This window comes from Microvirga sp. M2, assembly GCF_047497095.1.
Lineage (GTDB): Bacteria > Pseudomonadota > Alphaproteobacteria > Rhizobiales > Beijerinckiaceae > Microvirga.
The window spans coordinates 1,205,753-1,223,455 of the sequence record NZ_CP134063.1 but is presented as its reverse complement, the minus strand read 5'-3'; the positions used below and the strand labels follow the sequence as shown (position 1 = coordinate 1,223,455).

Genomic DNA, 17,703 nt, shown 5'->3' with positions numbered 1-17,703 from the left:
GAAAGCTGTGCAGGCACAAGGCAAGGTGCTTGAGCGTTACCAGTCAGGTCTCGTGACCGGTCAGGTCTCTTGTCAGGTCTCTTGGAGTTGGCGTCCGCGTGGTTGAAACCATCATGATTTTCGCGCTGGGGTTTGTAGCTGCAACCCTCATCGCACTCCTCATCATTCCTGCCATCAATGCCCGCGCGGAGCGCCTTGCGCGCCGCAGGGCCGAGGCGCTGTTTCCCATGTCGATCTCCGAGTTGACGGCGGAGAAGGATCATCTTCGCGCCGAATTCGCGGTGCTGCAGCGCAAGATCGAGCGCAGGGCCGAGGAGGCGCTCGCGGCGAAGCACGAGAGCATGGAAGAGCTGGGCCGTCGCGCCGTGCGCATCGAGGCTCTTGAGAGCACTCTCACCCAGCGCGACGCGACGATCGTGCAGCTCGAGACTGCTCTCGCACAAACGCAGACGCAGCTCGCGGCCATTGAGGACGAGCTGGGCCAGACGCGCACCTTCCTTTCCGGCACCCGCGAGACCCTCACGGCGCTCGAAAATGCCCACCGGGCGACCCTGGACGAGCTGTCCAATACCCGCATGGAGCTCGATCTCGCTCAGGGCGAGCGCTCCAGGCTCAAAACCGACCTGCTTCATGCGCAGGAAAAGCTCGTTCAGCTGGAATCCGGATATGGCGATGCCGATCAGCGCCTGACGGCCGCTCTCACCGAGATCGACGCCAAGCGCATCGCGATCTCGGACCTCGAAACGCGCCTGATGACACAGACGGCGCGCGGCAACGACTTCGAGCGTGCGCTCAACGAGCGTCACACGGAACTCTCGGACGAGCGCAAGCGCCTCGCGGATCTCGCCCGCGATCTGGCCGCCGAACAGGAACGGGGCTTGATTCTGGAGCAGCGCATTCGTGAGATCGGAGCGGAGCGCGACGAAGCGCAGACCCGCCTTGCCAACCAGGAAAGCTCCGGCAAGGGAGATGAAGAGCTGCGCCGTCAGATCAGCGAAGTCGCCGCAAAGGTGATGAACGCCAATGGCGGCGCGTCACGCCGCGGCGGCAATGGCCGCAACAACAGACGGCGCAGCAAGTCGGCGGGAAAGCAGAGCCAGCCCGGTCCGGCTGCGTCCTGAGCCGCCTTATTTGGGTTGGATCTGCTGATTGCCGCCCGGGCTGCCCGGCGGCGGGATGACTGGCGTCGTGCCCGGATTCGGCACTGGCGCAGGCACGGTGATATCGGGTGCCCCGGTTTCCGGCGGGCGGATGACCCCATTGGATTGCTCGAGCTTGTCGCTCAAGGTCGAGCCTGTCGATGGCGGATCCTGCGGCGTCGCCGATCCAGGCGGCTCCACCTTCTCAGGGGGCATTTGCTGCAGCGGCGGCATGTTCGGCGCCCGCTGGTTCAGAACATCGGGGTTTTGGGCCATGGCAGCCGTAACCCCGCCCACCAGGGCCACGGATAGAACCAGAATTCTCTTCATGGATCGCTCCTTTCGAGAGGCAACGGGCGATCCTCATCACAGTTCCGCTTTGGAGCATCGGACGCGGGAAGCGGGAACCGGTTCTGCGTGAAAAGATGATCAAAATCAAAATGTTGAAGCATCGGACGTGAGCTCGACGTCATGTCCGACGCGGTCGTTATTCGGCAGCCATGCGCGGGGCTGCCGCCATCCTGATATAGATCTCGCGCAGCTTCTTCGTGATCGGACCTGGCCTCCCGTCGCCGATGGTGCGTCCGTCGATGGAAACGATGGGGAGCACGAAACTGGATGCGCTCGTCATGAAAGCCTCCGCGGCCTGATAGGCCTCCTCGACCGTGAACAAGCGCTCCTCGAGTTCGATTCCCGCATCTTTCGACAGAGCCAAAAGCGCCTTGCGGGTGATGCCCGGCAGAATGGCGTTCGACAGCGGGCGCACGACGATGCGACCCTCTCGGGTGATGATGAAGCCGCTCGAGGAGCCGCCCTCCGTCACGAATCCGTCCTCCACCATCCAGGCCTCCTGAGCTCCCGCTTCCTTGGCGGCCTGTTTGGCAAGAACCTGGGCGAGCAGGTTCACCGATTTGATGTCGCGGCGCTTCCAGCGCAGGTCCGGAACGGTGATCACGGCGATGCCCGTCGCGGCCGCGGGCGCATTCACGATGGGCTTCGCCTGCGTGAACATGGCAACGCCAGGGGAAGCGTTCTCGGGGAAAGTGAAATCCCGCTCGGCCACACCCCGGGTCACCTGGAAATAGATGAATCCTTCGGTCATGCCGTTGCGTCGGGCGAGTTCCTCCTCGAGATGCGTCCACTCCGCCCGGCTGTAGGGGTTCGGGATGCGCACCTCGCGAAGCGAGCGCTCCAGGCGTTCGAGATGCGCCTCGTTGTCGACGAGGCGCCCCTCCAGAACGCCGACCCCTTCATAGACGCCGTCCCCGAAGAGGAAACCTCGATCCATGAAGGGCACTTTCGCCTCCTCCAGCGGGAGGAAGGAGCCGTTCAGGAAGACGATGCGGGACATGGTTACCTCGAAGGATGGACGTCTTGAGCAAGCTTGGCTGATAGGCGCGGCGGCCTGCCGACCTATATGCGCTGGCAAACAGCACAGCCTTAGGTACTCCCTCGATGAAAGCGGCGCCATCCTTCATTTCAGCGGCCTTCCTGCTCTTGCTCGCTTCACCCGCCTTTGCTTCGCAGGCGGCGCTGGGATGGTTCAAGAGCCAGGGATATGTCGGGCCCGAGGGCACCAGGATCATCGCCTGTCACGGCTACGGCTGCTCGCGGCGTCAGGCGGTCTCCGTGGACGGGGCCTGGCTCGGCCGGGCGACCGCGCTCCTCAGGGCCGCCAGGGCTTCCTCCTCCTCGGAGCGGAACGCCCTCGCCCAGGTGGTGAGCTCCTATACGGCCTATCTTGCCGCTTCGATCGGCGGCAAGCCGGACCTTCCCGGCTCACCCGCCCGGATGTCCGGCGTACACGGTCAAATGGACTGCCTGGATGAGACCGCCAATACGACGAGCCTGCTGATCGTCCTGGAAACGAAGGGCCTGCTCGCCCATCATCAGGTCAAACGGCCGGAATCGCGGGGGTTCTTTCTGGATGGACGCTACCCGCACTACTCCGCGGTCATCGTGGAGAAGGGAAGCGGGCAGGAATGGGCGGTCGATCCATGGAGGCGAGCGCCCGGCCAGAGGCCGGAAATCCTGCCGCTCGGTCAATGGCGGCAGAATTCCTGACAATTCCGGCCTGAAGACTTACTTCAGGTGCTGCGCGAGGTGCTTGTTCATCTCGAACATGGTCACCTTGGGCTTGCCGAAGATCGGCTGCAGCTTGTCATCGGCGAGGATCTCGCGCTTGTTCTCGGGGTTCTGCAGATTGTTCTTCTTGATGTAGTCCCACATCTTGCTCACCACCTCGCCGCGCGGCAGCGGGTTCGAGCCAACGATGGCGGCCAGCTCCTTGGACGGCTGCAGGGGCTTCTGAAGGGCATTGGGCTTGGAACCAGCAGCCGGCTTGGCAGCAGCCTTCTTAGCTCCGGCTTTTCCGTCTGTCGTCTTGGTCGGCATGTATTCCTCCGGGAGTAGAGTGGGAAAGCTCGCCGGCAGCCTTGTACCATGGTGCCGAAAGCCTATTGACCTTCCCTGGGTCGGATAGTCCGGAGACTGTTTTCAAGACCCCAGTCCCCGATGGAAGGTCAATTCGCGCAGAGCTTATGTCTGCTCCGCGCCTTCAGCAAGATAGAGTTCAGGAATTTAGGCTGTTTTCGGAAAAGGAAGGATTCTCGCCGTTTCCTTTGAACGAGACCGCTCCTTTCCGTGGCCGGGGTAACGTCGGGACCGCTCGGCCGCCGAATGTACGTGAGAGACAATAGCCTCGTTGGGGCAGGGTTTGGCCAGAAAGGCCGCTCCCAGGGGCAGATCGCCCTCGGCCGGCCAGCGGCGACCCGACATGATGAGAATCTCGGCTCTCGGCCAGGATTCATGGACCTTGCGGGCAAGTTCGAACCCGTTGCAGCCGTTGGGCATGTCGACATCCGTGAGCAGAACATCGATCTCGAGGCCCGCTTCCAGGAGAACGAGCGCTTCCGTGGAATTCGCGGCCTCGGCCACCTTGAACCCGGAATCCTCCAGGAGTTCGGCGACAAACAGGCGGATAAGAGGTTCGTCTTCGACCAAAAGAACTGTGGATGGGGACTCGGACATCAGGCACTCGGCGCACGGCACAATGTCCCAGAACGCCCGAGCCGGCGAGTTGTTCCACGCACGAGGACCGCCGCCCCGTGGCTCCCGGCATGGCTCCCGACCGGGATATCACCCGGCCATCGGGAGGAATTCCCTCACATGACGAGCCAGCCCCTCGGATGCAACGTTCTTCAGTTTCGCCTCCACCTCGAAGTCCGTCCACCTGAGGTGGCGCGCGACGAGATCGTTGACGGCCAGGTTCCACATGAGGTCCGAGTGACCGCGCAAGTCTCTCGGCTTGATCCCCGCCCGAATGAGCGCCTCATAGTCGGGAAGCGCGTGAATGTCGTGCTCCGCCAGCAGAGGCTCCCGGGACACGCTGACATGGCCGAGCGGTCGAACGCCGCGCCAGGAGGCAAGGATGACCCTGATCCTGGGATCGTCAGGCTCGATATATTCGCCCTCGGTCTTGATCCAGTGATGGTGCAGGTCGAGCACGAGAGGCACCACGTCCGCCAACGGCAGCAGATCGTCGAGGCCGAAACTGACCTCATCGTTCTCTACGGTGATGAGGTTGCGTGCGGTTTCCGACAAACGCCGCAATCCTTCCCGGATTCCCTCGGCTCCGACGGCCTTCGCTCCACCATGAATGTTGATATGCGCACCGTCAGGGTGCCATCCCTCGCCGTATCCCAGATAGCGCATCACGTCGGCATGATATTCGAACTCGGCCACACCATTGGCGACGGCAGCTGGATTGGCAGAAGCGATCACACAGAACTGGCTGGGATGCATGCTGAGGCGCACGCCGTGCGCCCGGGCGTTCTGTCCGGCGGATGCGAGCTTGCTTTCGATCAGGCCCCTCAAATCGGGGTCCTCATAGAACCGGCGGCAGCTCGGATGCGTATAGCCGGGCAAAAGATCGCTCGAAAGGCGATGGAGGCGTTCCAGCGCGGGACGGGCGGCGACATGTTCGATTTGCCGTGTGATCGCATCCAGATTGTGGGAGACGACGGAAGCGATCTTGTCGTATGCCGCCTTCGGCTCGAGCCGCGCGAGATAAGTCATGGTGACCGTCGTCGTGTTCATCCGACGCGCATCGGCCGCATCACGGCTCTCGGGTACGAACTTGCAGCAGAAGCCTAGTCTCGGAGGGGACATGGTGGGGGCGGAATCTCAAATGGCGAAGTTATGCCTCACGCCATTAGCACGAATAGGTATCGCTGATCGATTGCAGAATGGTGCGCTCTTCGAAAGGCTTCGGAATGAAGGCCACCCGACAAAGAGACGAGGGCAAATCGCCGGGTTGGGATGCCGAAACGAAAGCGAACGGAATATCGCGCTCGGCAAGCGCCGACGCCACCCCGAAGCTCTTGCCCCCTACCACGTCTATATCGAGAAGCGCATAGTCGAAGCCGTCATCGAGATGTTCATAGGTCTCAGCGAGCGAAGTGAAAACGCCGACAACTTCATGCCCGTCATCCTCCAGGATGGCCTGAAGGTCAGAGGCGATAAAGGGATCATCTTCCAGAACCAGGATACGCACGCCAACACTCCGCCAAAAATCAACCGATCGCTTTTGAGAGCCCGCCTTCCCCGGTCATGACAACCTTCTTCGAACCCTTCTGAGCAACGGCTTTACGAAGATCCAGGTTCCAGCTCAGCCGGAATCTCCACCGCTTTCCGCGACTATGGTAAATCATAGGGCCGAGGCCTTGAAACGAGGCCGTTGCAGCACCGGATCGGCGCCAAGCTGGCGGCGCCTCGTCTGCCAGATACGGTCACGATGCCGAAACGATGACGCCGGACGTACGCGCATGATTTCGCCGTGGCCGTTGCCTTTTTCAGTGCTTCTCGTCCCTTGCCGTCCCTCGAGGCCGCCGTAAAGAGAAAGCGCCGGCGTGAAGCCGACGCGTTCGCGCTCAGCGCGTCTTGCGAAAAGCGACCTCGAACGTTTCATACGAGGCCCTCTTCTCATGAACCGGGCATCGGACCGATCAGCCGAGAGCAAGTCCACTTCTCATGCCGGATGCTCTGAAGTCGGATTGCCGTCAGTGCCGGTTCGCGCCTCGATCGCCTGATCCGAACTCGCTCTCATGGCGGCTGAACTGCGCTTCGTCGCCCGTGAAGTTCTCTTCCACATATTCCCGGCCGCGATTGGCTGCCTCGCGGGCATAACGAAGACCCTGATTGCGAACCTCATCGGCCCACTCGCCAAAGGCTTCGTTCTCGCGGCGCGTGCGTGGCAGGAGGGCGCCGAGCAGAAGTCCGGCTGCAAGGCCCACCAGGCCGACGACCATCGGGTTCTCGGAAACGTAGTCCTGCATGCCGCCCCGGACATTGCCGAAAGCCTTCGCCGACCGACCGCCCATGTGGCGGACGCGGCGACGCTGCCCTTCATAGGCGTCCGAGGCCCATCCCGTCGCCCGCTCATAGGTATCCTGCGCCCATTCGGAAGCGCCTTCATAGGCCTCTCCGGCGCGATCGCGCATGTCGCTCGCCATCTGCTGAGCCTTGTCGGTCATCGACGCGCCTTGGTCCTGTGCATGTCGCTGTTGCGTCTGGGATGCGCCTTTTCCCTCTTCGCTCCGGTTGCCGCCGAGGGGATGAGAGGTGTGGGAAGCGAGCGTCGCGCTCTGCGCACCCTTCTTGTCGTCCTGAGCATGTGGCATCGGGGCTTCGCCGATATTTCCCACCGATGTACCGGCGGAAATCTTGCCGGATCCCGTGTCAGCCTGCGATTCCATCGGCGACTTGTCCATGGGCGACTTGCCGCCTTCGTTCTTCGTGTTGGTCATGAGAAGCTCCTGTTCCGTTATCAAATGCGGGAATTCGTTCTGCGATGGTCGAACATGCCATCTGTCTGCTCCAGCGGAGCAGCTCCCGAGCCATAGAGACGCAGGTCGTCCGGTTCTCCCGTGAGATCCTGCTCGGTGATGAAATCCTCGTCCGCGGCGATCAGCCTGGTCGGGCGCCGCTGCGCGGGCCGCCCCAAGCGGAAGGCCAGCAGACCCAGCCCGGCAGCAATCAGCATCACCGGCACCGGGTTGCGCCGCACGGTTTCAAGAACCCTGTCGTAAAGCGGGCCGTATTGGCTCGTGCGGGCCGTGCCGAGCATGTCGTCGACGACGCCCGAAACGGTCATCTTGTTCTGGAGTTGATCGATGGTGCGGTCGAGTTGTGCACGGCTTTGCTCGATGTCCTTCTCCAGCTCCTGAAGGCTCTGTGTCATCCTGCACCTCTTTCGGAGAGAACTTCCGCATCACGCTTGAGCGAACGCACAGTCCTTTGAGGCGTGAGCGCCGAGGCCGACATGGCATGGCGCCCGTAGAGACCGAGACCGATCGCAATGACCGCCAGAACACCGCCGACGATGAGAGCCGCCAGCGCCTCCGAATGGACGACCGTTGCCAGCCACTTGACCAGCGAATCCGTCAGGAGCATGACCGCGGCGATCGCGAAGATCGCCGCGACCACCACCATCGCCATTCCCATGAAGAGAGTTCGGATATTCTGCGAGATTTCCGTGCGGAACAGCGTGAATTCCTTCTGCGCGAGATCGGTTGACTCGCGCAGGGCATCACCGACGAGGCCCTGTATGGTTTGATTGGTATTGCCCTGCATGAGCGCCTCCGTTCACGCCCCGGCTCTAGCGTCTTCACGCTGTGCCGGTTGGGATCTGTTGCGGCGTGGCGGCGACACGCTCGGGTTCATGCGTTCCTGACGCAGATCCTCGGCCGTGCTTTTAAGGAAGCGAGCCGCCAGGAAGCCGACCGCGACCGATACGGCAGCCACCGCTGCCGGACGACGTCGGACCACGTCCTCGAAATCATTGAAGATGTCCGCAAAGCTGCGGTCACGGATCGAATCCGCCAGCTGCTCCAGGCCATCGGCCGCGCTATCGACGACGGCGCGAATATTCGGCCGCTCATCGAAGGAGTGGGTGGATTCACGCAAGGACGTCGCGAAATCCGCAACCGATTGCGCCACGTCGTCCTTGCGGCGGCCGGCATAGTCGGTCGCCTGCTCACGGGCCGAGTCGATGAAATCGCGGCCGCGCTCGACGGCTGCGCCTGCCATGTCACCGACATCGCCCTTGAGGGCATCCCAATCGTCGCCGCCGCTATCCTTCTGCCTGTTTCCGTTTTGCTGTCCCACGCCCATGGTCAACCTCTCTCAATCGTGGGGGAGTAACCATCAGAAGCGCGGCAGGTTCCGCACGGCGCAAGGCTCTTTCGCCCAAAATATCATCCTTGTCAGGGAGTTCGGGCCCAACGCTTCATTCGGAAGGCGGTCCGCCGCCCTGCATCCGCCAAAGTTCGCCAAAGCGGGACCGCCGGCAATCATCCGGTGAGGGGACTGCCGCGGCTCAGGCACTCAGCGCGGCGAGGCGAGCCAGTCGACGAGATCCGCCACCCTCCTGCGCATCTCGTCATCTTTCAGGCGCAGGAAGCCACGGACGAGGCGGTCGCCGTGCGGGCTGATCAGAATCTCCGCCATAGCACTGCGGGCCACAGCGCCATTTCTTGAGGTGTCGGGGCAACCGGCGAAGAAGAACTCGATGCTGACATCCAGGATTCCCGCGATCTGAAGCAGGCGGCTTGCCCCGATCCGGTTGGTGCCCTTCTCATATTTCTGGATCTGCTGAAACGTGAGCCCCAAGGCCTCCGCCAGCTTTTCCTGGCTCATGCCGAGCATGGCCCGTCTGGTTCGCACCCGATGGCCGATATGCCTGTCCACCGGACTGGGTAGCTTCTGCTGCAACCGTCTCTCCTGCCGACGCCGTTATGGCTCAGACCTATAAACCCCTTTCCTAACCAAGGGTAGTATCTGTATAATATACACCTACTGATGGAAATGCCATTGGGGGAACCGGTGCCACATCAAAGCTGTGATCATGCGACAGAGGCCTTTGATTTCATTGGAAGAATTGAGACTCTAAAGACTTCCGAAGAAATCATGGACGCAATCGCGAAGTCGTTCTCCATATTCGGCTTCGAGAATTTCATTATTACGGGCTTGCCTAACCCGAGGGAACGCTTTGAAAAAGTCGTTTTGCTGAAGAAATGGCCCATCGGCTGGTTCGATATCTATGCGAAGGAGGATTATGTCCGCGCCGATCCGGTCATTCGTCTGTGCAGAAACACCGTACAACCCTTTGAATGGTCTGAGGCCCCTTACAATCGCGAAAAGGAGCCCCGCGCAGCCGAGGTGATGCACCGGGCCAGAGATTTCAGAATGACGGATGGCTTCTGCCTGCCGATCCACGGCGTCAGCGGCTATGAGGCCTGCTTCTCCATGAGCGGCGTCGATCTGGACCTGTCTCCGCAAGCGAAGCCCGCTCTCCACCTCATGTCCATGTATGCGTTCGAACGGGTCCGGCAAATTCTCGATCCCCTCCCCTGCCGCAGAGTGGACCTCCTGACCCCGCGGGAGCGCGAGACTCTCGCATGGGCGGCGGCAGGCAAATCGGCGGCCGACACCGGCGACATCCTCGGAATCACCGAACGTACGGTGACGGCCCATATCGTCAGCGCCTGCCAAAAGCTGGACGCCACCAACAAAACCCAAGCCGTAGCCCGGGCCCTACAGTACAAATTGATTCAGTTCTGACCCAATACCTGTAATTTTCTACAATACCACTCACCAATATTTTGGGTGAAATGTCATCCCGTTCACAAAAGGGATGACATCAGTGACCCATGTTCACGTGATTACGCATGAGAATAGAAGGCTATACGCCGACAGTATCCAGCAGTTTTATCGCCTCCGGCATCAGGTCTTCGTGGAAGAGCGCGGCTGGAACAGATTGAGGAGGCCAGACGGGCTCGAGGTCGATGCCTATGACAACGAAAATGCCATCTATCTCCTTGCCATCGACGCAAACCGCGTCGTGGGCGGGCAGCGGCTCTATCCGACCCTGTTGCCTCACATGATCAGCGAGGTCTTTCCTCATATGGTTCAACGCGGCGTTCCACAGGCCGCGGATGCCCTTGAGTGGACCCGCTACTTCGTCGTGAAGGAACGGCGCATCGGGCGGACGGATTGCCGTCTTCTGGCCGCGCTGCAGGAATTCTGCCTTGAAGAGGATATCAGCGAGGTGACCGCCGTCGTCGAGATGTGGTGGCTGCCGCGCTGGCAGCAGACCAGCTTTAAGGTCCGCCCGCTCGGATTGCCCCGGCTCATCGAAGGGCAGCCCTGCATTGCAGCCGCCATCGAGATTTCCTCGGCAAGCCTTGAGCATGTTCGCAAGCTCGCCGGATTACGCGGACCATCCCTTGTCCGGCACGGCATGCCCATTCCTCCTGCCCGTCAGGTGCCCCATGTCGCTGCCTGACGATAAGCTGCCCCTCTCCTCTTTCGTGCAGGAGGAGATGATCGATGGAATCCGGGAGACCTTTTGCCAGATGCTCGATCTGCTGCCACCGGTCGCGCGCCTCAGGTTTCTGGCATTTCTGCACCTGGTGGAGCAGCCTGGCACCATGACGGCAACCCTCGAGATCCAACCGTCCGGGACTCTGCGGTTGACCCTCGACACGGCCATCGCCCCTTGCCACGCTCACAGGCACTGACGCGCCAGCAATTGAGGGCATGGCACGTGAAAAGTGGGAACCGGGCTTGTGTGAACAGATGCTCGATAACAGAGACTGGCAGCATCGGAAGAGGGTTCGATGTCGCGTCCGATGCTGGAGCCCCATGAAGCAAGCCCCGCCGAAAGGCGGGGCTCTCGCGATCTCAGTTTCAAGCAGCTTTGGTATTGACGCGCGCCTCGGCCAGTTTTGTCAGGAGCGCATCCGTCTTCTTCTCTTCCTCTAAATTCTGGTCGAGCAGTTTGGCGGCCTCGTCCATACCCAGCTCCTGAGCCCAGGCTTTCAGAGAGCCGTACCGCGTGATCTCATAATGCTCGACTGCTTGAGCCGCCGCCACGATACCGGCGTCGAGAGCCTCACTGTCGGCGAAGTCCTCCATGACTTCTTTGCCTTCCTCGATAATGCCGTTGATGGCCTCGCACTGCACGCCGCGGGCGGCTTTTCCCAGCATCTCGAAGACCTGCTCGAGGCGCTCGATCTGTCCCTCGGTCTCGTCGCGATGGGTTTCGAATGCCTGCTTCAGCTCCTCGGATTCGGCATTCTTAGCCATCTTCGGCAGCGCTTTCAGAATCTGCTTCTCGGCATAGTAGACGTCCTTCAGAGTGTGAAGGAACAGGTCGTTCAAAGTCTTTTCCTTGGCAGCCATCGGTTCACTCCATGTTGGCGAGCGTGGACTCAACGACGGCCAAGTTTTCCGGTTCCGCGGGATTCGACTCGCGGAACAACACCGATCCGCGTTGCGTTCGCCCCCTGCTATTCAAGGAGAATAAACGTGGCGAATATCACCTCGGCAGGACCTGGAGCCCTCACGAACGGAGAGCCGAACCTCAGCACGATGGAGCGTGGCGTCTATATGCTCGCCGGCCTTGGCCTTGCCGCCGCGGCCGCCAAGCCACGCCCCAACCCGCTGTTGAATGTGCTGGCGCTTGCAGGAGGCTCTTACCTGGCGTGGAGGGGATATGTCGGCAATTGCCCCATCAAGGCAGCCCTGATGGGCTCCCACGAACCAGCCTGATCTCGCTCGGCGACAAAAAAATGGGCCGCGCTGTGGAGTGCGGCCCATTATTCGTGCGGCATACGGATCAATAGGTCGTCGTCGAACGCCGACCGACGATGAGACCATAGATGAAGAGCACGATAACGGCTCCGACGATGGCTCCGATGAAGTTTGCGCCATCATTGGGGCCGTACCAGCCGATGGCTCTTCCGAGATAGGTGGCCACGACGGCACCGATGATGCCGAGGATGGTGGTCATGATGAAACCGGAGGGCTCGTTCCGGCCCGGCATGATCCATTTGGCGATGAGGCCAGCCACGAAGCCGATGATGATGGTCCAGATAATGGTCATGGTTTGATCCCTGAGTGGGTTGCCTTCTCAAGGAACGCATATCCCAAGCTAAGGTTGCGGCTTACTGTCGTCCTGGAGTGGCATTTTTCCATGTTCTCGCCGTACTTGGAGAGGAGCCTGCTTGGGCATATTCGGAGATGAAGACCATGAACACTGTATCACCTTGGACCTTCGAAGCCGTTCAGCTCCTCAAGACATTGGCTCAGGAAGGAATGCCCGCCTCGGTGATCAGCCTCAAACTCAAGCGGCCGATTGCGGACGTGCGCGCCAAACTTGACGAACTCGGGATCATTCCGGCGGCCGAGGAGCTTTGATTTCGACGGCTCACTGTCCTGACAGCTGTCAGAGCTACCTGAGCCGCAGGGCGCTGGAACAAGAATAGAAAGCGGCGGCCCCGCGGGGAAGTGCGCCTAAGATCCCGCTTTCGGATACCGGCGGCGAGCGGGTGAGCACCATGCTGGCAAAGCTTGCACAAGACTTTCATGCGTAAGCGCCGGAATAAGTACCTTCGAGGATAGTGCTAACAACTTAGTAATAGAATGTGAGACATCTAGAACATGTCTCTGATTCTCTTTACGGCAGCGGCTATGATCACACGGTTCGAGAAGGCATTGGAGCAGGCAGCCCGGGCAGGCGAAGTCCGGGAGAATCGTCCTGCTTCGGAAAGCCGTGCGCAGAAGGTCCGTCGGCTCGAGGAACTCATCCGTGCCAAGGAGGCTTCCGGAGACCGTATCGTTGTCGGCATCGGCGCAGCCCTCGTGATCTGTGCGACCGCCCTTCCCGTCTATGCTGCTTTCCTTCGTGATGGATATGTCTATCTCCCCAGCATCGGGACCCCGGTCACGGGACAAGGCGGATCGACCGGTGAGCGCATACGGACCGCCTCTCCGTCTCAGATGGAGGCGCTCGAGGCCAAGGCTACCTTCACTCACTCGGTTGTGACGCCTGCTCGGTCGGGCCCGTCGGGTGCAGCTCCGCTCCCGCGCTACGTCATTCATCGCGCCACGGAAGGGTCCGCGCTGATCGAAGGGCCGAACGGTCTGTGGTGGGTCACCCCCGGGATGAAGGTTCCGGGCGCCGGACACATTCTCTCCATCGAGCATTCCGAAGCCGGATGGGCTGTCGTGACGTCCGAGACGACGATCACCGAAGTCACGAATTGACCTCGCTACCGGCCGGGATCCCCGTGAGGCTTGGTCTCTAACGCATCGTGCGGACCCAGCGGGCCGCACTAGCGCATCGTGCGAATAGGTGGGCCCGGTTTCTCGCAGGCACGATGCGCTAGAATCCGCCCGGGCGCAGCTTGGCGATGCTCATCATCAGATCGACGCTAATTCCCTGATCCGTCGATTGGTTGAAGAGGGTGAGGATCGGCGATGTCGCTGCCGACGCGTTGTTCATGTCCCACATGACGCTGAAACGCTGAATCAGCTTGTCGACCTTCTTCGGATCCTGCAGGTCCTTCACGTTGAGCAGCTTCTCGAGCTGGCGCACCTGAACGTCGATATCCGCACGGCCCGCCGCTTTGGGGATATTGAAGGTCGTCTGGACGAACTCCAGAATCGCCTTGTCGGCCAAAATTCCCATAGTGTTGGTGATAGACGAAGCCTTGCGCTTGAAATACAGAGCCAGACGAACACCCTGGTTGTCGTTACCCTCGCGCTGTTCCAAGGTCTGCTGAACGTACTTCGCCACGGCCTCGGTGGTCGCACTCGCGGCGGAGGTCGCATCAGCTCCTTTTCCGACGAAGTCGAAGGCCTTCGCGAACTCCTTGTAGAGCGGATTGCTCATCTTGTTCGCCATGCTCAGCGGATTGCTGGTCCCTTCCTGGAGCAGCTTTTTGATGAGCGCTTTGCCAAAGGCCATGTCCTCGAGTCCATAGGCCTTCATGGCGAACTTGAAGACACGGTCGTTCTTGATGAAATCGTCGATCGTTTTGATCGTTTTGATGGTCTTGTTGTAGTATTCGATTTCACGTTTGACAGACGCATCGTTCTCGATCATCGACTTCGTGCGGGCCAAGTTGCTTGTGATGATCTGGTATCGGGTGGACGTGCTGATCATGGCAAATCTTCAAGCCTTTCAACTTCGAGAACTGCTTCAGCGGATCAGGGGCGATTCGGCTTTCGCGAGACCAGCTATATCCCGGCAATCCTGCCTGAACCTTTCAGCAACGGCCTTCGTATCCGCCGGATCGAACTGAAATTCCGACCGTCGCGCCTCGTAACGGTAGTCGGAGAGTTCGATGACGAGCGTCTGGGAGCCCTTGAGCTTGTCGAGGAAACGAGAGACCTGCTCAGTGCTGGACATCTGGCCTGCCTTGTCCCGATAAACCCAATAGGACAGCTCCGGACTGCCGTCGTCGAACCAATAGACGGTGCTGCGTCCTCGCGGCGCGCTGCGCCCGAGGAAGCCTTTCTGGGACACCGTCGCCGACAGGGAGACGGTGTCCGGGGCGTCGTTATCGGCCGAGGACCTCGCACAGGTCAGCCACAGCAGCGCCTCGTTGTCTCCCCGCAGTCGTGCGAAGGCGGCCTGCGGCCTCCCCTCCTGATCGTGCCGGACGACATAGTCCCACGAGCCGATCCAGGTCGCGAGAGCCTGCGCCCGCTCGGGAGCGAAAAAGCATGCTGTGCCGAGCGCCAGGGCAAGGCTCGAAATGCATCTAACTGAAATCGAATATGACGGCTGCTGACTCATGGCCGCACCAATGCTTTAAAAAAGAAGCCTCGCCCTTTGCAAGGCGAGGCTCCTCTCAGTCCATTCCGAGGCCCTTACTGGAAGAGCTTCAGGATCATCTGGCTGTTCTGGTTCGCCATCGAGAGAGACTGCACGCCGAGCTGCTGCTGGGTCTGCAGAGCCTGGAAGCGGGTCGAGGCCTCGTTCATGTCGGCATCGACGAAGGCGCTGACGCCGGCCGTCAGCGAGTCGGAGAGCACGCCGATGAACTCTTCCTGCGTCTCGAGCAGGGACTTGGTCGCGCCGAGCTGGGCAGCAGCCGTCTTCACCAAGTCGATCGCATCCTCCACATCGTCAAGCAGGGTCTGAGAGGAGGTTGCAGTGGCGGAGTTGTCATAGCCGGTGTCCAGGGCAGTCATCAGCGCGCCGAGGTGGCCACCCGTCTGAGCCGCGTCGAACATCTGCGTGTCTGTTATGGTGACGTCAACGGTGCCCACCTTTTTAGTGGCAGTGCCGTTCGAGTCATAGGAGACGACGAGGGCCTTGGCAGTTGTATCGTCCGTCTGCAGCCAGTTCTCGCCGTTGAAGTTGGCGGAAGCCGCCGTGTTCTTGATGCCTTCCACGAGCTTCTTCAGCTCGGTGTTGATCTCTTCCTTCTGAGCGCCCGGCTGCGTCGCATTGACCAGGTTCTGCTTGGCCTTGTCGAGATAGGCCGAGATCTTGCCCAGAGCCGACGTGAAGGTGTCGATCATCGCCTTCGACTGCTTGATCGAGTCCTTCACGGCGCCGAGAGCGCCATTGTCGGAACGCATCTGCGTCGCGATGGAGAAGTAGGAGGCATTGTCGGCCGCCGAGCCGACGCGCAGACCCGTCGAAATCTGGTTCTGGGTCTTGTTCAAGGCGTTCTGCGTGGTCTTCAGGGACTGCAGAGCGGTGATGGCAGACAGATTGGTATTGATCGAAGACATGTGCTTCTTCCTTGAATAATGGGGTTTTCAGGGAATGTCGGGATCTAACCGACCCAGCGAAGTGGCGTCATGCCTCGAGAGAAACTCGATCCGCTGCTCACATGATATCCGGGCTCGACCGGTAAAATGGAGCGGCATCATGCCATGCCCGAAAAGAGGAGCACTCCATAGTGCGTTCGCGATGCAGGGTCATCAAATCAGATCCCTGCCTTCGTTCGTTCAGTTATGACCGAACCGCGCCGGAGAAGTCAAGATTGATTTTCCAACAAAGCCCAAAATTACTGTTATTCCTCTGTTAACCATGAGCAACCGTGCAGCACACAAGCGCCTCCGAAAGATCAGGAGCCGTGAGTACTCGACTTCTGCCGGAGGAAGACCTTCGACATCTGCCACACCTTGTAGATGCCTGCCCTTGCCCTCTCGAGAACCTCGTCAGAGATGCCGGCTGCGATGATCTGGACGTGCCAGCCCGGCATTCGCCCCGACGCTTCTTTAAGAAGCATGGCGAGAGAATAAGGCTCCTGCCCGGTCGATGCCGCGGCACACCGGATCCCGAGGCGGCGGCTTGCGGCACGGTCCTTGAGATAGCGCGGGATCGGAATATTCTGGAACGGACCGAACGGAGCCTTGTCGCGCAAAAATGAAGGTCACGTTCGTCGTCATGGCCTCGATCGTGGCGATCTCCATGGCCGGGGATCGGCGGGCGGATTTGGCCTTACAGATCAGGCCGTGAAGGCGGCCTGCGGCCTCCCCTCCTGATCGTGCCGGACGACATAGTCCCACGAGCCGATCCAGGTCGCGAGAGCCTGCGCCCGCTCGGGAGCGAAAAAGCATGCTGTGCCGAGCGCCAGGGCAAGGCTCGAAATGCATCTAACTGAAATCGAATATGACGGCTGCTGACTCATGGCCGCACCAATGCTTCAAAAAAGAAGCCTCGCCCTTTGCAAGGCGAGGCTCCTCTCAGTCCATTCCGAGGCCCTTACTGGAAGAGCTTCAGGATCATCTGGCTGTTCTGGTTCGCCATCGAGAGAGACTGCACGCCGAGCTGCTGCTGGGTCTGCAGAGCCTGGAAGCGGGTCGAGGCCTCGTTCATGTCGGCATCGACGAAGGCGCTGACGCCGGCCGTCAGCGAGTCGGAGAGCACGCCGATGAACTCTTCCTGCGTCTCGAGCAGGGACTTGGTCGCGCCGAGCTGGGCAGCAGCCGTCTTCACGTCGTCGATTGCTGTCTCGAGATCGTCGAGGAGCTTCTGAGACCCCTTGGTCGCGACATCCGCGGTCGCGTTGCTGTAACCGGTAGTCAGAGCAGCCATCAGATCGCCGAGCTTGCTGGTGCCGCCCGCCGCCTGCGTTGCATTGAACATCTGCGTCACTCCGGTGTCGACGGAGATCGTGCCCACCTTGCTCGTGGCAGCGCCATTCGAGTCATAGGAAACGACGAGGGCCTTGTTAAGGGCAGCGTCGGCATCCGACTGCTGCAGCCAGTTCTCGCCATTGAAGTTGGCGGAAGCCGCCGTGTTCTTGATGCCTTCTGCCAGCTTCGCCAGCTCGGTGTTGATCTCCTCCTGCTGAGCGCCCGGCTGCGTCGCATTGACCAGGTTCTGCTTGGCCTTGTCGAGATAGGCCGAGATCTTGCCCAGAGCCGACGTGAAGGTGTCGATCATCGCCTTCGACTGCTTGATCGAGTCCTTCACGGCGCCGAGAGCACCATTGTCGGAACGCATCTGCGTCGCGATGGAGAAGTAGGAGGCATTGTCGGCCGCCGAGCCGACGCGCAGACCCGTCGAAATCTGGTTCTGGGTCTTGTTCATGGCGTTCTGCGTGGTCTTCAGGGACTGCAGAGCGGTGATGGCGGACAGATTGGTATTGATCGAAGACATGTGCTTCTTCCTTGAATAATGGGGTTTTCAGGGAATGTCGGGATCTAACCGACCCAGCGAAGTGGCGTCATGCCTCGAGAAAAACTCGAT

26 protein-coding genes are annotated in these 17,703 nt (G+C 60.5%); 8 read left to right on the top strand and 18 right to left on the bottom strand.

Annotated features, from left to right (window positions below; translation table 11 throughout):
• The first annotated feature begins 98 nt into the window (after positions 1–98).
• A complete protein-coding gene (locus RE429_RS05810; protein WP_414473390.1) occupies positions 99–1,121 on the top strand; it encodes a hypothetical protein in 1,023 nt (340 codons plus the stop codon).
• Positions 1,122–1,127: 6 nt separating this feature from the next.
• On the opposite strand, the gene RE429_RS05805 is transcribed toward RE429_RS05810, so the two are convergent.
• Positions 1,128–1,469 carry a hypothetical protein gene (locus RE429_RS05805; protein WP_414473389.1) on the bottom strand — a complete coding sequence of 114 codons (342 nt, stop codon included), beginning with the start codon at positions 1,467–1,469 and terminating at the stop codon, positions 1,128–1,130.
• A gap of 157 nt (positions 1,470–1,626) precedes the next feature.
• The gene (locus tag RE429_RS05800; RefSeq protein WP_414473388.1) at positions 1,627–2,490 is read right to left on the bottom strand and encodes a D-amino-acid transaminase; all 864 of its coding nucleotides are present in this window, start codon (positions 2,488–2,490) and stop codon (positions 1,627–1,629) included.
• A 104-nt stretch (positions 2,491–2,594) separates the two neighbouring features.
• Between RE429_RS05800 and RE429_RS05795 the strand changes: the two genes are divergently transcribed.
• Positions 2,595–3,203: a hypothetical protein gene (locus RE429_RS05795; RefSeq protein ID WP_414473387.1), complete on the top strand. Its 609-nt coding sequence runs from the start codon at positions 2,595–2,597 to the stop codon at positions 3,201–3,203.
• 18 nt (positions 3,204–3,221) lie between these two features.
• Here the strand turns inward: RE429_RS05795 and RE429_RS05790 are convergent, their stop codons facing one another.
• The 9 genes from RE429_RS05790 to RE429_RS05750 all read right to left on the bottom strand — a co-directional run bounded on the left by RE429_RS05790 (position 3,222) and on the right by RE429_RS05750 (position 8,912).
• Positions 3,222–3,533, bottom strand: a complete 312-nt coding sequence (locus tag RE429_RS05790) for an SWIB/MDM2 domain-containing protein (protein ID WP_160884290.1) — start codon at positions 3,531–3,533, stop codon at positions 3,222–3,224.
• Between the two features lie 186 nt (positions 3,534–3,719).
• A complete protein-coding gene (locus tag RE429_RS05785; protein ID WP_414473386.1) occupies positions 3,720–4,169 on the bottom strand; it encodes a response regulator in 450 nt (149 codons plus the stop codon).
• Positions 4,170–4,277: 108 nt separating this feature from the next.
• Entirely contained in the window at positions 4,278–5,309 is a 1,032-nt protein-coding gene (locus RE429_RS05780) for a UV damage endonuclease UvsE (RefSeq protein WP_414473385.1), read from the bottom strand.
• Positions 5,310–5,352: 43 nt separating this feature from the next.
• The gene (locus tag RE429_RS05775; protein WP_414473384.1) at positions 5,353–5,694 is read right to left on the bottom strand and encodes a response regulator; all 342 of its coding nucleotides are present in this window, start codon (positions 5,692–5,694) and stop codon (positions 5,353–5,355) included.
• A 505-nt stretch (positions 5,695–6,199) separates the two neighbouring features.
• Positions 6,200–6,946, bottom strand: a complete 747-nt coding sequence (locus tag RE429_RS05770) for a hypothetical protein (protein ID WP_414473383.1) — start codon at positions 6,944–6,946, stop codon at positions 6,200–6,202.
• 20 nt (positions 6,947–6,966) lie between these two features.
• Entirely contained in the window at positions 6,967–7,380 is a 414-nt protein-coding gene (locus RE429_RS05765; protein WP_414473382.1) for a DUF3618 domain-containing protein, read from the bottom strand.
• Positions 7,377–7,772, bottom strand: a complete 396-nt coding sequence (locus RE429_RS05760) for a phage holin family protein (RefSeq protein WP_414473381.1) — start codon at positions 7,770–7,772, stop codon at positions 7,377–7,379. Before RE429_RS05760 ends, RE429_RS05765 begins: the two co-directional genes overlap by 4 nt.
• 12 nt (positions 7,773–7,784) lie before the next feature.
• Entirely contained in the window at positions 7,785–8,312 is a 528-nt protein-coding gene (locus RE429_RS05755) for a hypothetical protein (RefSeq protein ID WP_414473380.1), read from the bottom strand.
• A gap of 213 nt (positions 8,313–8,525) precedes the next feature.
• Positions 8,526–8,912 (bottom strand): helix-turn-helix domain-containing protein, encoded by a 387-nt coding sequence (locus RE429_RS05750; RefSeq protein ID WP_414473379.1) that lies wholly within the window; start codon positions 8,910–8,912, stop codon positions 8,526–8,528.
• Positions 8,913–9,107: 195 nt separating this feature from the next.
• On the opposite strand from RE429_RS05750, the gene RE429_RS05745 reads away from it, so the two are divergent.
• The 3 genes from RE429_RS05745 (at position 9,108) to RE429_RS05735 (ending at position 10,720) form a co-directional block, all read left to right on the top strand.
• Positions 9,108–9,761 carry an autoinducer binding domain-containing protein gene (locus RE429_RS05745; protein ID WP_414473378.1) on the top strand — a complete coding sequence of 218 codons (654 nt, stop codon included), beginning with the start codon at positions 9,108–9,110 and terminating at the stop codon, positions 9,759–9,761.
• 82 nt (positions 9,762–9,843) lie between these two features.
• Positions 9,844–10,485 (top strand): acyl-homoserine-lactone synthase, encoded by a 642-nt coding sequence (locus tag RE429_RS05740; RefSeq protein ID WP_414473377.1) that lies wholly within the window; start codon positions 9,844–9,846, stop codon positions 10,483–10,485.
• Positions 10,472–10,720, top strand: a complete 249-nt coding sequence (locus RE429_RS05735) for a hypothetical protein (protein ID WP_414473376.1) — start codon at positions 10,472–10,474, stop codon at positions 10,718–10,720. The genes RE429_RS05740 and RE429_RS05735 overlap by 14 nt, the downstream gene beginning before the upstream one ends.
• A 169-nt stretch (positions 10,721–10,889) precedes the next feature.
• On the opposite strand, the gene RE429_RS05730 is transcribed toward RE429_RS05735, so the two are convergent.
• Positions 10,890–11,384, bottom strand: a complete 495-nt coding sequence (locus tag RE429_RS05730; RefSeq protein ID WP_414473375.1) for a ferritin-like domain-containing protein — start codon at positions 11,382–11,384, stop codon at positions 10,890–10,892.
• Between the two features lie 126 nt (positions 11,385–11,510).
• Here RE429_RS05730 and RE429_RS05725 point away from each other — a divergent pair, with 126 nt between their 5' ends.
• Positions 11,511–11,753 (top strand): YgaP-like transmembrane domain, encoded by a 243-nt coding sequence (locus RE429_RS05725; RefSeq protein WP_414473374.1) that lies wholly within the window; start codon positions 11,511–11,513, stop codon positions 11,751–11,753.
• A gap of 67 nt (positions 11,754–11,820) precedes the next feature.
• On the opposite strand, the gene RE429_RS05720 is transcribed toward RE429_RS05725, so the two are convergent.
• Positions 11,821–12,087 (bottom strand): GlsB/YeaQ/YmgE family stress response membrane protein, encoded by a 267-nt coding sequence (locus RE429_RS05720; RefSeq protein WP_370436392.1) that lies wholly within the window; start codon positions 12,085–12,087, stop codon positions 11,821–11,823.
• Between the two features lie 146 nt (positions 12,088–12,233).
• Between RE429_RS05720 and RE429_RS05715 the strand changes: the two genes are divergently transcribed.
• Both RE429_RS05715 and RE429_RS05710 read left to right on the top strand, forming a co-directional pair.
• The gene (locus RE429_RS05715) at positions 12,234–12,401 is read left to right on the top strand and encodes a hypothetical protein (protein WP_414473373.1); all 168 of its coding nucleotides are present in this window, start codon (positions 12,234–12,236) and stop codon (positions 12,399–12,401) included.
• Between the two features lie 243 nt (positions 12,402–12,644).
• Complete coding sequence (locus RE429_RS05710) at positions 12,645–13,250, top strand: hypothetical protein (protein ID WP_414473372.1); 606 nt, start codon at positions 12,645–12,647, stop codon at positions 13,248–13,250.
• A 118-nt stretch (positions 13,251–13,368) separates the two neighbouring features.
• Here RE429_RS05710 and RE429_RS05705 read toward each other — a convergent pair whose 3' ends face one another.
• The 5 genes from RE429_RS05705 to RE429_RS05685 form a co-directional block, all read right to left on the bottom strand.
• Positions 13,369–14,151: a DUF1217 domain-containing protein gene (locus tag RE429_RS05705; RefSeq protein ID WP_414473371.1), complete on the bottom strand. Its 783-nt coding sequence runs from the start codon at positions 14,149–14,151 to the stop codon at positions 13,369–13,371.
• Between the two features lie 36 nt (positions 14,152–14,187).
• Positions 14,188–14,787 carry a hypothetical protein gene (locus RE429_RS05700; protein WP_414473370.1) on the bottom strand — a complete coding sequence of 200 codons (600 nt, stop codon included), beginning with the start codon at positions 14,785–14,787 and terminating at the stop codon, positions 14,188–14,190.
• Between the two features lie 74 nt (positions 14,788–14,861).
• On the bottom strand, positions 14,862–15,734 hold the full coding sequence (locus RE429_RS05695) for a flagellin (RefSeq protein ID WP_414473369.1): 873 nt from the start codon (positions 15,732–15,734) through the stop codon (positions 14,862–14,864).
• 338 nt (positions 15,735–16,072) lie between these two features.
• On the bottom strand, positions 16,073–16,372 hold the full coding sequence (locus tag RE429_RS05690) for a CheR family methyltransferase (protein WP_414473368.1): 300 nt from the start codon (positions 16,370–16,372) through the stop codon (positions 16,073–16,075).
• A 341-nt stretch (positions 16,373–16,713) separates the two neighbouring features.
• The gene (locus tag RE429_RS05685) at positions 16,714–17,613 is read right to left on the bottom strand and encodes a flagellin (protein ID WP_414473367.1); all 900 of its coding nucleotides are present in this window, start codon (positions 17,611–17,613) and stop codon (positions 16,714–16,716) included.
• Positions 17,614–17,703 lie beyond the last annotated feature (90 nt).

Coding starts and splice junctions, on each gene's coding strand:
- RE429_RS05790 (WP_160884290.1), bottom strand. CDS start 3,533: ATGCCGACCAAGACGACAGACGGAAAAGCCGGAGCTAAGAAGGCTGCT.
- RE429_RS05755 (WP_414473380.1), bottom strand. CDS start 8,312: ATGGGCGTGGGACAGCAAAACGGAAACAGGCAGAAGGATAGCGGCGGC.
- RE429_RS05730 (WP_414473375.1), bottom strand. CDS start 11,384: ATGGCTGCCAAGGAAAAGACTTTGAACGACCTGTTCCTTCACACTCTG.
- RE429_RS05795 (WP_414473387.1), top strand. CDS start 2,595: ATGAAAGCGGCGCCATCCTTCATTTCAGCGGCCTTCCTGCTCTTGCTC.
- RE429_RS05770 (WP_414473383.1), bottom strand. CDS start 6,946: ATGACCAACACGAAGAACGAAGGCGGCAAGTCGCCCATGGACAAGTCG.
- RE429_RS05805 (WP_414473389.1), bottom strand. CDS start 1,469: ATGAAGAGAATTCTGGTTCTATCCGTGGCCCTGGTGGGCGGGGTTACG.
- RE429_RS05800 (WP_414473388.1), bottom strand. CDS start 2,490: ATGTCCCGCATCGTCTTCCTGAACGGCTCCTTCCTCCCGCTGGAGGAG.
- RE429_RS05745 (WP_414473378.1), top strand. CDS start 9,108: ATGGACGCAATCGCGAAGTCGTTCTCCATATTCGGCTTCGAGAATTTC.
- RE429_RS05710 (WP_414473372.1), top strand. CDS start 12,645: ATGTCTCTGATTCTCTTTACGGCAGCGGCTATGATCACACGGTTCGAG.
- RE429_RS05695 (WP_414473369.1), bottom strand. CDS start 15,734: ATGTCTTCGATCAATACCAATCTGTCTGCCATCACCGCTCTGCAGTCC.
- RE429_RS05785 (WP_414473386.1), bottom strand. CDS start 4,169: ATGTCCGAGTCCCCATCCACAGTTCTTTTGGTCGAAGACGAACCTCTT.
- RE429_RS05765 (WP_414473382.1), bottom strand. CDS start 7,380: ATGACACAGAGCCTTCAGGAGCTGGAGAAGGACATCGAGCAAAGCCGT.
- RE429_RS05780 (WP_414473385.1), bottom strand. CDS start 5,309: ATGTCCCCTCCGAGACTAGGCTTCTGCTGCAAGTTCGTACCCGAGAGC.
- RE429_RS05760 (WP_414473381.1), bottom strand. CDS start 7,772: ATGCAGGGCAATACCAATCAAACCATACAGGGCCTCGTCGGTGATGCC.
- RE429_RS05715 (WP_414473373.1), top strand. CDS start 12,234: ATGAACACTGTATCACCTTGGACCTTCGAAGCCGTTCAGCTCCTCAAG.
- RE429_RS05700 (WP_414473370.1), bottom strand. CDS start 14,787: ATGAGTCAGCAGCCGTCATATTCGATTTCAGTTAGATGCATTTCGAGC.
- RE429_RS05720 (WP_370436392.1), bottom strand. CDS start 12,087: ATGACCATTATCTGGACCATCATCATCGGCTTCGTGGCTGGCCTCATC.
- RE429_RS05685 (WP_414473367.1), bottom strand. CDS start 17,613: ATGTCTTCGATCAATACCAATCTGTCCGCCATCACCGCTCTGCAGTCC.
- RE429_RS05705 (WP_414473371.1), bottom strand. CDS start 14,151: ATGATCAGCACGTCCACCCGATACCAGATCATCACAAGCAACTTGGCC.
- RE429_RS05735 (WP_414473376.1), top strand. CDS start 10,472: ATGTCGCTGCCTGACGATAAGCTGCCCCTCTCCTCTTTCGTGCAGGAG.